13 protein-coding genes are annotated in these 14,314 nt (G+C 51.1%); 6 read left to right on the plus strand and 7 right to left on the minus strand.

Translation table 11 applies throughout. The features are described from left to right. Positions 1-17: 17 nt before the first annotated feature. Positions 18-1,484, plus strand: a complete 1,467-nt coding sequence (locus GY634_RS02635) for an efflux transporter outer membrane subunit (protein WP_242683582.1) — start codon at positions 18-20, stop codon at positions 1,482-1,484. Here GY634_RS02635 and GY634_RS02640 read toward each other — a convergent pair. The 3 genes from GY634_RS02640 to GY634_RS02650 are packed head-to-tail and all read right to left on the minus strand — an operon-like array spanning position 1,481 to position 4,093. Next, entirely contained in the window at positions 1,481-2,206 is a 726-nt protein-coding gene (locus GY634_RS02640) for a spermine/spermidine synthase domain-containing protein (RefSeq protein WP_166407006.1), read from the minus strand. The genes GY634_RS02635 and GY634_RS02640 overlap by 4 nt on opposite strands. Further along, positions 2,203-3,234, minus strand: a complete 1,032-nt coding sequence (locus tag GY634_RS02645; RefSeq protein ID WP_166407007.1) for a Nudix family hydrolase — start codon at positions 3,232-3,234, stop codon at positions 2,203-2,205. Before GY634_RS02645 ends, GY634_RS02640 begins: the two co-directional genes overlap by 4 nt. Continuing rightward, positions 3,227-4,093, minus strand: coding sequence for an ATP-binding protein (locus GY634_RS02650; RefSeq protein ID WP_166407008.1), 867 nt, complete (start codon positions 4,091-4,093; stop codon positions 3,227-3,229). Before GY634_RS02650 ends, GY634_RS02645 begins: the two co-directional genes overlap by 8 nt. A 264-nt stretch (positions 4,094-4,357) precedes the next feature. On the opposite strand from GY634_RS02650, the gene ispB reads away from it, so the two are divergent. The 4 genes from ispB to GY634_RS02670 all read left to right on the plus strand — a co-directional run bounded on the left by ispB (position 4,358) and on the right by GY634_RS02670 (position 7,738). Next, positions 4,358-5,323 (plus strand): octaprenyl diphosphate synthase, encoded by a 966-nt coding sequence (ispB, locus tag GY634_RS02655; RefSeq protein WP_166407009.1) that lies wholly within the window; start codon positions 4,358-4,360, stop codon positions 5,321-5,323. Between the two features lie 3 nt (positions 5,324-5,326). After that, entirely contained in the window at positions 5,327-5,839 is a 513-nt protein-coding gene (mobB, locus tag GY634_RS02660) for a molybdopterin-guanine dinucleotide biosynthesis protein B (protein WP_341352806.1), read from the plus strand. A 71-nt stretch (positions 5,840-5,910) separates the two neighbouring features. Then, the gene (gene gltS / locus GY634_RS02665) at positions 5,911-7,137 is read left to right on the plus strand and encodes a sodium/glutamate symporter (protein WP_166407010.1); all 1,227 of its coding nucleotides are present in this window, start codon (positions 5,911-5,913) and stop codon (positions 7,135-7,137) included. Between the two features lie 10 nt (positions 7,138-7,147). Further along, positions 7,148-7,738, plus strand: a complete 591-nt coding sequence (locus tag GY634_RS02670) for a DNA-3-methyladenine glycosylase I (protein ID WP_166407011.1) — start codon at positions 7,148-7,150, stop codon at positions 7,736-7,738. Positions 7,739-8,111: 373 nt separating this feature from the next. Here the strand turns inward: GY634_RS02670 and GY634_RS02675 are convergent, their stop codons facing one another. Beyond that, the gene (locus GY634_RS02675; protein ID WP_166407012.1) at positions 8,112-8,906 is read right to left on the minus strand and encodes an exodeoxyribonuclease III; all 795 of its coding nucleotides are present in this window, start codon (positions 8,904-8,906) and stop codon (positions 8,112-8,114) included. A 96-nt stretch (positions 8,907-9,002) separates the two neighbouring features. After that, positions 9,003-9,812, minus strand: a complete 810-nt coding sequence (locus GY634_RS02680; RefSeq protein ID WP_166407013.1) for a DODA-type extradiol aromatic ring-opening family dioxygenase — start codon at positions 9,810-9,812, stop codon at positions 9,003-9,005. Positions 9,813-9,935: 123 nt separating this feature from the next. Here GY634_RS02680 and pyrE point away from each other — a divergent pair, with 123 nt between their 5' ends. Beyond that, positions 9,936-10,616 carry an orotate phosphoribosyltransferase gene (pyrE, locus tag GY634_RS02685; protein ID WP_166407014.1) on the plus strand — a complete coding sequence of 227 codons (681 nt, stop codon included), beginning with the start codon at positions 9,936-9,938 and terminating at the stop codon, positions 10,614-10,616. Between the two features lie 717 nt (positions 10,617-11,333). On the opposite strand, the gene gatB is transcribed toward pyrE, so the two are convergent. Together gatB and gatA are read right to left on the minus strand one after the other, a co-directional pair. Continuing rightward, complete coding sequence (gene gatB / locus GY634_RS02690; RefSeq protein WP_166407015.1) at positions 11,334-12,788, minus strand: Asp-tRNA(Asn)/Glu-tRNA(Gln) amidotransferase subunit GatB; 1,455 nt, start codon at positions 12,786-12,788, stop codon at positions 11,334-11,336. Next, positions 12,788-14,308 carry an Asp-tRNA(Asn)/Glu-tRNA(Gln) amidotransferase subunit GatA gene (gatA, locus tag GY634_RS02695; RefSeq protein ID WP_166407016.1) on the minus strand — a complete coding sequence of 507 codons (1,521 nt, stop codon included), beginning with the start codon at positions 14,306-14,308 and terminating at the stop codon, positions 12,788-12,790. The genes gatB and gatA overlap by 1 nt, the downstream gene beginning before the upstream one ends. Between the last annotated feature and the right edge of the window lie 6 nt (positions 14,309-14,314).

The following is a 14,314-nucleotide window of genomic DNA, read 5'->3' on the forward strand; positions in this document are numbered from 1 at the left end:
TGTGTTCCGTAGGCTCCATGCGATGGGGCCAGCGTGCGTTGGGGGTGGCGTGTAGTGCGTTGATTGCAGGGTGCGCCATTGGGCCTGATTACCAACGCCCCGAGATTGATGTAGGTACTAGGTTTAAAAACGAAGCGGCGCCTGTTGCCCACGCGAGCGATAATCCGGGTTGGCTGATGGCGCAACCGGCTGACGCACAGATTGGGGTAGTGAAATGGTGGGTGGCGTTTAACGACCCGGTGCTGTCCGAACTGATGGAAAAAATGTTGGCACATAACGCCAACTTAGAGCAGTCTGAGGCACGTTATAGGCAAGCACTGGCCGCATTGGGTAGCGCACGCGCTGAGTTTTACCCTACCTTAAACAGTTCGGGTAGTTATACACGCAGTGGTTCAGGCTCCGCCTCGCCCAGTGCCAGTGATAGCTACTCTATGAGCCTGACGGCAGGTTGGGAGCCTGATGTTTGGGGCAAGGTGCGCCGTTCTAACGAAGCGGCTGAAGCTTCGCTGCAAGCCAGTCAGGCCGATATTGCCGCCACCCAATTAAGCTTGGCCTCTACCTTAGCGCAAAGCTATTTTCAGGCTAAAAATGTGTGGGTGTCGCAGCAATTGATGGACCAAACTATTACGGCGTACGAGCGTGTTTTACAGATCACACAGAATCGCTATGACGCTGGTATGTCATCGCGCAGCGATGTGGCATCAGCGCAGGCTCAGTTAGAAAATGCGCGTACACAGCGCTTGGCCTTGAATAGACAGCAAGGGCAACTGCATAACGCCATGGCTGTACTGGTAGGCGTCACGCCTGCTGCAATGCAAACGCTGACCTTAGAGGGTTGGCCAGTATTGCCTACGATGCCAGCCGCTGTGCCGGTGCAGTTGTTAGAACGTCGACCAGACGTGGCCTCGGCGGAGCGGCAGATGATGGCTGCCAACGCCAAAATTGGGGTGGCACAAGCCGCATGGTTGCCTGATTTAACCTTAAGTGCACAAGGTGGTTATAGAGCCAGTGAGTGGTCGGACTGGTTTACAGCACCGGCCAGGTTCTGGAGCTTAGGTCCTGCTTTAGCCTTACAGATATTTGATGGCGGTGCTCGCTCGGCTCGCGTAGACGATGCACGTGCTGCCTACGATGTACAAGCGGCGGCGTACCGACAAAAACTGTTGGATGCTATCAAGGAAGTAGAAGATGCGCTGGTAGAGTGGCAAGGTTTATCGCTAGAGATGCAAACGCAGCAGCGCGCGCTAGAAGCCGCACGTGAATCACTTAGCTTGATGCGTAACCAGTATGCCGCAGGCATGGTGGATTTCTTAAGCTTGGCGCAGGTAGAAACCAGCACCTTAGGTACAGAACGCAGCACCATTGCCTTACAAGCCGACCATTACATTGCTGCGGTACAGTTAATTGCGGCCTTAGGTGGGGGCTGGGAAGCGACCAGCTTGAACCAACCCCCGGTACTGCAGCAATCACCTACGCAGCATTAGTCTGCTTGCATCCATTCCAGCAAATCATCCACCCAGTCGCGAGCAGGTAGCCCCAGTTGGGCTTCTAGCACGCTGGCATCTTGATAGAGTTTTTCAAACTCTATTTGGGGTGGATTCTTGAAAGCAATGGCAATGAGGTTGCCGTCGTGTGATTCAGGTAGCCATGCAACGGCTGCAAAGGTATTTTGCAGTTGTTGTATATGGCGGGCATGTACCGATGAGTTTCCCAGAATATTCACAGTGACAATACCGTCATTCGTGAGGCTGCGGGCGCAGTTCGCATAGAACTCCTCGCCTTCGCAGGCAGGCTCTTGTGCGTCAGCGCTGTATAAGTCTATTTGCAGCACGTCAATGCTGTGATCTGCAGCCTGTTGTACGTACTGTGCAGCATCCGCTTCTATCACGTTTAACGCAGCGCTGTTCTCGGGTAAGTCGAACAGCAATCGGCAGGTAGCGATAACGTGCGGGTTTAATTCCACCGCACTGACGGTGGCCTCAGGGTAATGTTGGTGGCAAAAGCGGGTAAGGCTGGCGGCCCCTAAGCCCAGTTGCACAATGTGCTTGGGCGTAGGCAAAAACAGCGACCAGATCATCATTTGCTGAATGTAAGTCAGCTCTAGCTGATCGGGTTTTTCTAAGCGCATAGCACCCTGCACCCAGGGGCTGCCTAGGTGCAGGTAACGAATACCATCGCGTTCAGAAATACTGACTTGATCCGTCATGCCTGTTGCCCAATCTGGCGAATACCAGCAATACCGTGAGCGCCATGTTCAGACGCTTCAGCCAAGTTTTTTTCTGACTGGCCGCCAATAGCGTATACCGGGCGTCCTGCTTGCCACGCTAATTCTTGGAACGCCGCCCAACCTAGGCCTTCTTCGCCTGGGTGAGACGGCGTAGGCAGCACATGGCCCACAACGACGAAGCTGGCGTTGAGTTTGATCGCCGCAGCTAGGTCGTCTTGGTTATGCACAGATACACCCACTAACGCTTTTTCGGGCAGACCTAAAACAGGGTCAGCATGGGCGGTATCGGCTTTTAAACCGGCGTTGGCATCCGTAGCCCAGTGGTGCGCATCCTTGGCTCGTAACTGTATGCCGTCGCCTTCTGACCACCACGCTTTTGGGTGCACGCTATTGATCAGGCAGCGTGCGCCATATTTCCAGCACAGTTCGCGGGTAGCAAGCCATGCTTGGTGTAGGGAGGTACGTTGTTCTGTGTCGTTTTCTGCTTGTTGTTCCCATTCCGGTTCACGGAATTGCACCAATTGCACACCATTTTCTAGCGCACGCTCTAGTTGTTCCAACCAGTTGTCAGTGTTGGACTCAGCACCTATGTGGCTAAGCAGGTAACGATTAGGCAGACTTAGCCAACGCATAGGTGGTTCGGCTGCGGGTAATACTGGCTCAACGGATAGTGGCCAGGCAGGTGTTAACCAGGTTAGCTCTTGGCCTTCCACACCAGTTTCCACGCCATTCCATGCATCTACTTTATAAAAAGAAAGACGCACGATGTTTTTTGGGTATTCGTGTACGTACTCAATCCACGGTGTGGAGTGCGTGACATCAATATCCAGCTCTTCTTTTAGCTCACGACTCAGTGCTTGTTGCACGGTCTCGCCTGCTTCGACTTTGCCACCGGGCAGTTCCCAGTAACCAGGCCAGGGTTTATCGGCGGGACGTTGACCAAACAGTACTTTACCGTCCTCACGCAGGATGATGCCTACTGCTGCGTGAATACGAGGCTTAGACATAACGCGCTGCCCAATCACGTGCAAATTGACGTGCAACACGGCCAGAACGAGAACCACGGTGTAAGGCCCATTGCAAGGCTTCGGTACGTGCCTCAGCGATTTGCTCAGGTGTGCAGCCAGCTTGTTGCAACCAGTGGTTTACTATGTCTAGGTATTTATCTTGGCTAAATGGGTAGAACGATAACCACAGGCCAAACCGCTCGGATAGCGAGATTTTTTCTTCTACGGCTTCGCCGGGGTGAATCTCACCGTCAGAGTGCGGTTTGGCTTGTAAGTTTTCGCTGTGGTATTCAGGAATGAGGTGGCGACGGTTTGAGGTGGCGTAAATCAATACGTTGTCACCAGGCGAAGCCACTGAACCATCCAGCACAGACTTCAGTACTTTGTAGCCAGGTTCGCCATCTTCAAACGATAGGTCATCGCAGAAAATAATAAAGCGTTCAGGACGGTTGCTGATCAGGTCGATGATATCGCCTAAATCTGCCATGTCGTCGCGGTCTACTTCGATCAGGCGCAGACCTTGATCGGCCAAGCTGCAGAGCATGGCTTTCACTAGCGAGCTTTTACCAGTGCCACGCGCACCAGTCATCAGCACGTTGTTGGCAGGTTTTCCAGCCAGAAAGTGCAGGGTGTTGCGCTCAAGCGCTTCTTTTTGACGTTCGATGTGGTGCAGGTTATCGGGTTGGATTGCCGCAATATTATGTACAGAATCTAACCACCCTCTAGAGCCTTGTTTGCGCCAGCGAAATGCATAGGCATTCCAGTCTGTTTCAGGGGGAGCCGGAGGTAGCCAGGCTTCAAGTTGGGCCAGGACACGTTCGGCACGTTGGATCAGGTTGCTCAAGTCGGGCGTACTCAACAGAGATCTCCAAAAGTGCGTAGTAAAAGATCTATTATCGCTAAAAAAATGACAATGACTAAAAGGTGCTGTTCTTTCCCTACACACCCTGTGCAGAGGTAGTGATAGCGTGCGGTAACGAGACATCTGCCTTGGGGAAAAACAGTGATAAGTCAGAAAGATAGCAACTAGACGCTGCGAAATATGGACAAACCCGTATAATTAGGTGTTTTGCGCAAGCTGTTGCGCGATGTGTATCAACTTTTTACCATTCGGAAATTTGTCTTGAGTCTCCCAGATCTGATGAGCCCTATAGCCGATGATATGCGCGAACTGGACGCAGTCATTCGCGGGCGTCTTAATTCGGAAGTTGTCCTTATTCGTACTATAGGGGAATACATCGTCAGTGCTGGTGGCAAGCGTATGCGCCCGGCAATGGTTTTGCTGGTGGCTAAGGCGCTGGGCTATGAAGGCAAGTTTCACCACTTGTTGGCAGCAGTGGTCGAGTTTATTCACACGGCAACGTTGCTGCACGATGACGTAGTCGATGAATCCGATATGCGTCGCGGTCGTAGTACTGCGAATGCCGTATTCGGTAATGCGGCAAGTGTGCTGGTAGGCGACTACTTGTACTCACGTTCGTTTGAAATGATGGTGGAATGCGGTTCTATGCGCGCCATGTCAGTGCTGTCTGGTGCCACAACCATCATTGCTGAAGGCGAAGTGCTGCAATTGCTAAACGTGCATGATCCCGATGTATCGCGCGAGCGTTACCTGCAAGTGGTGCGCTATAAAACAGCCAAGCTGTTTGAGGCGGCGGCACAAGTAGGTGCGATTTTGGCGGGTGCTAGCGACGAACTAGAGCAAGCGGCAGCGGCTTACGGTCGTCATATTGGTACAGCCTTCCAGTTAATTGATGATGTGCTGGATTACAGTGGCGATGTAGAAGCCCTAGGCAAAAACGTGGGCGACGATTTGCGCGAAGGTAAACCTACATTACCGTTGATCCGTGTCATGGAAGTCGGCACGCCAGACGAGCAGCAACTGATTAAACAAGCGATTGAAAAAGGCGATGGCGACTTTGAAGCCGTGGCACGTGCTATCCATAATACGGATGCGTTGGCATACACGCGTGGTGCCGCCGATGCTGAAGTTCAATTGGCTTTGGATGCTATTGCGGCCTTCCCAGAGTCAGACTTCAAGCAAACCTTAATCACTTTTTGTGCGTTTGCAGTTAAGCGCGATCGCTAAACTATGACAGACTTGAACCGGGTCTTTGGCATTATCGGTAGGTCAGGTAGCGGTAAAACTACCTTGGTCGAAGCCATGCTACCTTGGTTCGTGGAACGAAACATTGAGGTGGCTGTGATCAAACACAGTCATCATCAATTAAGTTTTGAACCCCCTCATAAAGATAGCGCCAGATTTCGTACGGCTGGCGCTCGCGAGGTGATCGTAGCATCACCGTATCAGTACGCGCTGTTTCACTCGTTACATGGGCAAGACGAGCCATCGTTACAGCAGTTGGTAGACCGTTTGGGACCAGTAAATCTGGTGTTGGTAGAGGGCTACAGGCAAGCCGATATCCCCCGTTTAGAAGTGCATCGTCCGTCTAGGGGAATTGCCCCTGTCTATGCAGAAAACCAAGGCGTGGTTGCTGTGGCAACCGATGTAACAGAGTTGACGTCGTGTCCGCTACCCTTGTTAGACTTAAATCAGCCCGAACATATTGCTGCCTTTATTGCCCGTTCAGTAGGCTTGCTGTAACGCCAATTGTGTAGCGCTACAGCCTATCTATACATACAAAACAAGCACGATTTTACGAGTAGGGAATACCTATGGATTTAACCGCTATTCAGTTGAATATCCCCCAAACAGTAGGCTTGGCCGCTGTGTTCTTGGTGGTGGGTGAACTTATTAAAAGCCGTGTGGCTGTGTTGGGTAAATACTTTATCCCCAGCCCCATTATTGGCGGTTTGCTATTTTCTATCTTGATTTTGATTGGGCATCAGACTGGCGCCTTTGAAATCACCTTATCGAAAAGCATTCGCGAGTTCTTTATGGTGGTGTTCTTTACCACTATTGGGTTCTCGGCAAGCTTGGAACTACTGAAAAAAGGTGGTTTGGCGGTATTGATATTCTTGGCCGTCGTCGTTGTGCTGGTGGTATTGCAAAATATCGTAGGCGTAGGTTTGGCGGGCGCTATGGGCGCTAACCCCTTGCTGGGCTTGGCGGCGGGCTCTATCTCCATGACTGGTGGGCACGGTACGTCGGGTGCGTTTGGCCCTATCTTAGAAAACCTAGGGGTAACCGGTGCGTTGCCTGCTGCGATGGCAGCATCCACATGGGGCTTGGTGTTTGGCTGTTTAATTGGTGGACCATTGGGCCGTCGCTTAATGCAGCGCTACAAGGTTAAAGGCCGTGCGCACACTGAAGTGTCTGAATTTGAGACGGATGAAAGCGAAGACAATGCGCCCACAAAAAAGAAAAAAGGCGGCAAACAATACTTGATGGGCACCATCATGTACACCGTGGTATTGATTGCGATTGCGATGGGTATTGGGGTCACGATTACCGATTACTTAGCCACCAAAGAAATAGTCTTGCCAGGTTACTTGGGTGGGATGTTGGTTGCTGCGGTCATGCGTAATATCATCGACCTGCGCAAATTACGTTGCCCCGAGCATGAAGTAGGCGTTATTGGTGAAGTGTCGTTGGCCTTCTTCTTAACCATGGCATTGATGGACATGAAGCTGTGGGAGTTGGTAGACGTTGCGGGGCCATTGTTGGTGATCTTGGTGGCACAAACCATTTTGATGGCGGTGTTTGCGTATTACGTGACCTTCCGTGTGATGGGACGAGACTATGATGCTGTTACGATTTCGGTAGGGCATTGTGGTTTTGGTATGGGCGCAACCCCTAACGCTGTGGCAAACATGCAAGCCTTTACCAGCAAAAATGGGCCATCCCCTAAAGCGTTTTTCGTGATTCCTTTAGTGGGCTCGTTGTTTGTGGACTTCGTGAACGCGTTGGTGATCACAGGTTTTATTAAGTTGTTTTCCTAAGCATCAGCACATGAAAACTCCCACACCAACAACAACCGTACAAACGCGCTGTGGCTGGGCCGAAGGTGACACCCTGATGGCGCAGTACCACGACGAGGAATGGGGTGTACCCATTCACGATTCTCGTCTGTTGTGGGAGTGCTTAATGTTGGAAGGCTTTCAGGCAGGCTTAGCGTGGATTACCGTACTGCGTAAACGCGAAGCCTTTAGGCTGGCCTTCGACAATTTTGATCCCGCCAAAGTGGCAGCTTATACCGAGGCGGACATAGAACGCCTTATGGCTAACCCCGGTATTATTCGCGCCAGAGCCAAAATCATCGCCACCATTAACGGTGCAAAAATTTACGAAGACATGGCCAGCAAAGGCGAAAGTTTTAGTGATTTTTGTTGGTCGTTTACCGATGGCAAAACCATCGTGAATGATGGCCATACGCGCATAGCCAGTAGCCCCTTGTCGGAACACATATCCAAAGCCTTAAAGGCCAAGGGCTTTAAATTCGTAGGCCCTACTATTACCTATGCGTGGATGCAGGCCATAGGTATGGTGAATGATCATGACATTCACTGCTTTAGGCGTAACAGTCGGCTGATCAACCACTGACTGCCGTAGCTTAAGGCTAGCCTTTCTAACTAGTTTTAAAGCCCATTTACTCACGACTGTCTGCCGTAGCCTAAGGCTGCGAAAGTATTTTTTATTTGAGACACCAAATAAAAAAATACTTCCATCCGCCTTTCCTTCGTTGCATGTCACGGTTTTTATGTAGAGGTAGCTGTTAGCTGTGTGTACTTCTGTGGCGAAGCAATCTGCGACTAAAGAAAGGGCAGTAAGCCTATCAGTTGAGATGGCCCAGGGGAGGCGGAGGAAAACTTTTTTGATTTGGTGTCTCAAATCACAAAAAGTTGTTCCGCAGTCCCCCTAGCATGTGCGATGAATACGGTCGTCAGTTAATCAAGAATGACCGCATAGCAACTTGTTATAGCGTCCACTCGTACTGAATCGTCAGCGGCGCATGGTCACTAAAACGCTCTTCTTTATACACCTCAGCATGACGCGCTGTAGCGGCAATACCGGGCGTGGCGATTTGGTAATCAATCCTCCACCCTACGTTATTGGCCCACGCTTGGCCACGGTTGCTCCACCAGGTGTAGCACTCAGCCGTGGTGTCAGGGTGCAGACTGCGGTACACATCTACCCAACCCATCTCGGTCAGTACCTTGGTCATCCACGCACGCTCTTCCGGCAAGAAACCAGAGTTCTTCTGATTGCCCTTCCAGTTCTTCAAATCTATCTCTTGGTGCGCAATGTTCCAGTCGCCGCAAATAATGAACTCACGGCCGGTTTCTACGCGTTCCTGCATCAAGGCATTCATCCATGCCTCAAACGTCGCTAGGAAGCGGTATTTGGCGTCTTGACGGATGTCTCCGCTAGTACCTGAGGGTAGGTAAGCGCTAATGAGACTGAAATTGCTGAAATCAGCGCGAATCACACGGCCCTCAGAGTCGAACTCGTCGCAACCCATGCCTTCGCATACCTTATCGGCAGGCGTGTTTAAGTAAAAACCTACGCCGCTATAGCCTTTGCGCTCAGCTAAGTTGAAGTGACCGGTATAGCCCTCGGGGTGACGCATGGCTTCAGTCAGGTCTTGATCTTGGATGCGTACTTCTTGCATCGCTACCATGTCGGGAGCATAGCTCTTTAACCAAATGGGTAGCTCTTTCCTAAAGGCAGCACGAATGCCGTTCAGATTCAAACTCGTAACTTTTAACAACGCTTAATTCTCCCTTGCGATCTGCATATAGCCGCTATTTTATCCCCCACACTCTGTACTGACCAGAAAGCCCTAAGAGGGTGGGGGCTAGGCTCGTTATTGAGCCGCATCAAAGCGGTAGCTGGATACCGTAATGCCACCAAAAGCATCTTGCTGGTAGTGAAATCTATGCACGCTATCGTGTTCAGCAGCGCCAACGGCCACAAATAACGGTACCAAGTGATCTTCACGAGCATGGGCGATACGCGCCGAGGGCGCTTGCTCCCAGTTCAACATAGCTGGAATGCGTTGTTCAGGTGTGTCATGCAGTAGTGTTTTTTCTAACCACGCATCAAACTGTGCCGAAGGCTCACGACCACTAGGGCCCAAGTGACGCAGGTTGTGGTAGCTCAAGCCGCTACAGATAATCAATACGTTTTCATCGCGTAGGCGTTCTATGGCTTTGCCTAACTGTATGTGTAAGGCGGGGTCATAGTGTTGGTGTATGGACAACTGCACCATGGGTACCGAGGCGTCGGGATAAATACAGTAGGCGGGTACGAAAGCACCGTGATCAAAGCCACGTTCTGCATCAATATGTGCATCTAGCTGATGCTCAGCAAGCAAGGCTTTGACGCGTTCAGCTAAGGCTGGGTTACCAGGGGCTGCGTAGCGCACATCATAGGTGTGAGCCGGAAAGCCGTAGTAGTCGTACAGCATGCTGGGGTTGGAGTGCCCTTGCACGTTAAAGCCGTGGGTACTTTCCCAATGTGCTGACACCATCAAAATGGCACTGGGCTTTTGATTGCCTAGCTGGCGGGGTATATCTGCTAAGGCGGTACGCAGGGGGGCGTAAGAGGCTTCGACCTCTGGTATCCAGGGCCAAGGGCCACCACCATGAGAAATGTAGTAAACGGGCAGACGCATGAAATACTCACCAAAAACAGAACAACAATATGTAGGATTCAAGCTGCTTGGACAACGAGATACAGCAAGTTCAACACATAGTATGAAATAATAGGACTTTTTACGCGCTAAAAGGTTCGTTTTATGGTTGACGCAGTGTCACAACGGCTAGAGTTTGTTCAGTTTGCTCTGGAACAGGGCGTATTGCGCTTTGGCGAATTCAAAGTGAAGTCAGGCCGTTTGAGTCCTTACTTTTTTAACGCTGGGTTATTCAATACCGGTGCTTCTGTAGCGAAATTAGCGCAGTTCTATGCACAAGCTTTAGTAAATTCCGGTGTGTCCTTTGACATGCTATTTGGGCCAGCCTACAAAGGCATTCCTTTGGCAACCGCCACCACCTGCGCATTAGCAGCTCACCCCGGCTTAAATGGTCGTGACATTCCCTTTGCGTTTAACCGCAAAGAAGCAAAAGACCACGGCGAAGGCGGTACCTTGGTTGGTGCTCCGTTGCAAGGCAAAGTAGTGATTATCGACGACGTGATTACCGCTGGTACATCAGTACGTGAATCTGTAGACATTATCCGTGCTGCGGGTGCAGAGCCTGCGGCAGTGTTGATTGCTTTGGATCGTATGGAGCGTGCAGGTGCCGATGATGCGTTGTCGGCTCATTCTGCTGTGCAGGAAGTAGAGCAGCGCTACGGTATTCCTGTGGTTAGCATTGCATCGCTAAGCGACATAATGTCGTTCTTGGATGGTAATGCCGAATTGGCCGCACACCGTGAGTCAGTGGAAGCATACCGTCAACGTTATGGTGTGAGTGCGTAAGTTCTACGACTGACTGTCTGCCGTGGCCTAAGGACAGTTTCTCTCTGAGTGCAGTGAGTTTTACAGCCCACGTACTCATGATGGGACTGCATGAGCCTAAGGCTGCGAAAGTATTTTTAAATTTGTAAACCAAATTGAAAAATACTTCCCTCCGCCTTTTGCTCGTAGCTTGCAGAGGTTTTTAGGTAGGTCGCTGTTCACGGTGTGTGTGTTTCTGTAGCAAGAGACACAGCTACTACAGAAAAGGCTGTAAACCTATTAATATCCAAACCCCCAGGGGGGGGCGGAGAGAAAATTTTTGTGATTTGGTGTCTCAAATCACAAAAAATTCTTCTGCAGCTCCCCATCATGAGCGATGGATACAACCGTCATCCTGAACCAGAGCCGAGCGCAGAAACCCACTACTCGTTAATCCACATCAGAAGTGAACAATACCGCGGCTTAAGAAAGGGTAGTAAACCTACCAATCGCAAAAAGTTCGGGGAGGCGGAGGAAAACTTTTTTGATTTGGTGTCTCAAATCACAAAAAGTTGTTCCGCACTCCCCCAGCGTGTGCGATGAATACAGTCGTTATCCAGAATCGGTAGTGAGAGTAAGAAGCTTACTGCCGTTACAGAAAGGGCAGTCGACCCTGAATGTACGATGAATACGATCCTCAGGCTCCAATAAAAAATGGCCGGAATTTCCGGCCATTTTTGCGTTCAGATAGCGCAGCGCTTAGCCTAATTTGGCTTTAAGGATGCTGGACACCTGACCTGGGTTGGCTTTGCCTTTAGCTACTTTCATGACTTGGCCAATCAACGAGTTGAAGGCTTTGTCTTTACCAGCACGGAATTGCTCCACGATGTCGGGGTTAGCGGCAATGACCTCATCAATCATGGCTTCAATCGCGCCAGAGTCATTGATCTGTTTCAGACCTTTGGCATCAATGATGGCATCAGCATCGCCATTGTGATCACCTTCCCACATGGCTTGGAATACATCGCGCGCAATTTTGTTAGAAATGGTGCTGTCAGCAATGCGCAGCAACAGTTTAGATAACTGTTCAGGACTCACTTTGGCGTTACTGATATCCAGCTCTTCACGATTCAGCGCGGCCGCTAATTCACCACTGATCCAGTTTGCTGCCAACTTCGCATTCGCCGCACCAACTAGTGCAGCTACAGCTTCAAAGTAGTCGGCTGTAGCACGGCTAGCGGTTAACTGAGCAGCATCGTAGGCGCTTAGTTGCAGTTCAGCTTCGTAGCGAGCACGTTTGGTTGCTGGTAGTTCTGGCATCTGTTGACGCACGGCTTCAATTTTTTCAGCCGAGATAAACAGTGGTGGCAGGTCTGGGTCAGGGAAGTAACGGTAGTCGTTAGCGTTCTCTTTAGTACGCATGCTACGTGTTTCATCACGGTCTGCATCGTACAGGCGTGTTTCTTGGATCACGGTGCCGCCGTCTTCGATCAGTTCGATTTGACGTCGTACTTCGTAGTGAATCGCACGCTCCATAAAGCGGAAGGAGTTGATGTTCTTCAACTCGCAACGTGTGCCGAATTCTTCTTGGCCTTTAGGACGTACTGAAACGTTCACGTCCACACGGAAAGAACCTTCTTGCATGTTGCCATCACAAATACCAAGCCAAACGACTAGGTTGTGCATCGCGCGGGCGTAGGCTACGGCTTCTGCTGCCGAGCGCATTTCTGGCTCGGACACGATTTCTAGCAGCGGCGTGCCAGCACGGTTCAGGTCAATACCTGTGGAGGATTCACCGTAAGGGCCGGTGAAGTTCTCGTGCAAGGATTTACCAGCGTCTTCTTCCAAGTGCGCACGGGTCAGGTTGATCGTGTGCTCTTTTTCGCCTACGAAAAAGCTTAGCGTACCGCCTTGTACTACGGGCAGACCAAACTGGCTGATCTGGTAGTTTTTAGGCAAGTCAGGGTAGAAGTAGTTTTTACGGTCAAAAACAGACTTAGGTGCAATGTGCGCGCCTACCGCCAAGCCAAAGCAAATGGCTTTGTCGGCAGCGGCAGCGTTAAACACAGGCAAGGTACCAGGCAGCGCCATGTCCACAGCACTGGCGTGCGTGTTAGGGGCGGCACCAAAGCGTGTGCTGCTGGACGAAAAGATTTTTGACTCAGTCGAAAGCTGGGTATGGATTTCCAGCCCTATAACAATTTCCCATTCCATTATTCTGCTTCCGGTTGTCGTTGATGCCAGTCAGTATCTTGCTGATACAGCGAAGCGAGAGCCAGAATTTGGCCTTCGTTGAAGTAGTTACCTACAATTTGCAGGCCTACTGGCAGTGGGCGGGCATCGTTGCTGAAGCCGCAAGGAATAGACATGGCTGGCAAACCGGCCAAGCTGATACCTAGCGTGTAAATATCGGCCAACCAGCTTGCGGTAGGGTCTGCGCTGTTGCTGTCTAGTGCAGTCGCCAGGGTAGGGGAAACGGGGCCCATGATCACATCGCAACTGCTGAAGGCTTTTTGCAGGTCATCGGCAATCATGCGACGTACACGCTGTGCTTGCAGGTAGTACGCATCGTAGTAGCCTTCAGAAAGTACGTAAGTACCTACCAAAATACGACGGATCACTTCACCACCGAAGGCTTCAGCACGTGAACGGCTGATCATTTCTTCTAGATTGTTGTACGACGCGCTGCGGTGGCCGAAACGTACGCCATCAAAGCGTGACAGGTTGCTAGAGGCTTCTGCTGGACTAATGATGTAGTAGGCAGGAATAGCTTCGCGAGTCAGGGGCAACGAAATATCTACACGGGTAGCGCCCAAGCTTTCAAAGTGCTGGATGGCAGCATCAATATGGCGAGCAATCTCAGGGTTCAGGTCGCTAGTGAAGTATTCACGTGGCAGACCAATACGCAGGCCAGCCAACGGTTTGCTACCTTGTTCAGCAAAACGAGCATTCCATTGTTGGTAGTCGTCGCGCACACGTTCGCCAGTATTGGCTTTACCGTGGCAGTCTTGCAAACTTGTAGGGTCGCGCTCGTCGAAACCGCTCATGGTGCACAGCAGTTCTACCAAGTCGCTAGCATGACGGGCGATAGGGCCTGCTTGATCCAAGCTGGAACCGTAAGCAATCATACCGAAGCGGGACACGGTACCGTAGGTAGGTTTAATACCGCTTACACCGCACCATGCTGAAGGCTGGCGAATAGAACCACCTGTGTCGGAACCGGTTGCAGCCAAGGCCAAACCTGCTGCGACAACGGCGGCAGAAGCACCAGACGAACCGCCTGGGGAGTGCAGTTTATTCCAAGGGTTTTGTATAGCACCGAAGGCCGAGTTGCGACTATCGGAGCCCATGGCAAACTCGTCGCAGTTCAATTTACCCAAATGTACAGCACCTGCTGCTTGGATTTTTTCTACGATGGTTGCATCAAAGGGGCTGACGTAATTCGCCAGCATTTTGCTACCGGCCGTTGTGCGCCAGTGGCGTGTCACAAAGACGTCTTTGTGTGCAATAGGAATACCGGTCAACGCCGTTGCATTGCCACGAGTCAACAAGACGTCAGCGGCATCTGCCTGCTGCAATGTCAGGTCTGCATCAACGTGCAGAAACGCATTCAGCTCGGGTTGTTGTGCAATACGTTGCAAGGTGTCTTGGGCCAGTTCGCGTGCGCTGAATGTTTTGTCACGCAACGCCATACCCAGACTTTGTAGGGAGTTGTATTGGTTGAGTAGGGACATGTTTGG

Source organism: Paenalcaligenes suwonensis (assembly GCF_011290505.1).
GTDB lineage: Bacteria > Pseudomonadota > Gammaproteobacteria > Burkholderiales > Burkholderiaceae_B > Paenalcaligenes > Paenalcaligenes suwonensis.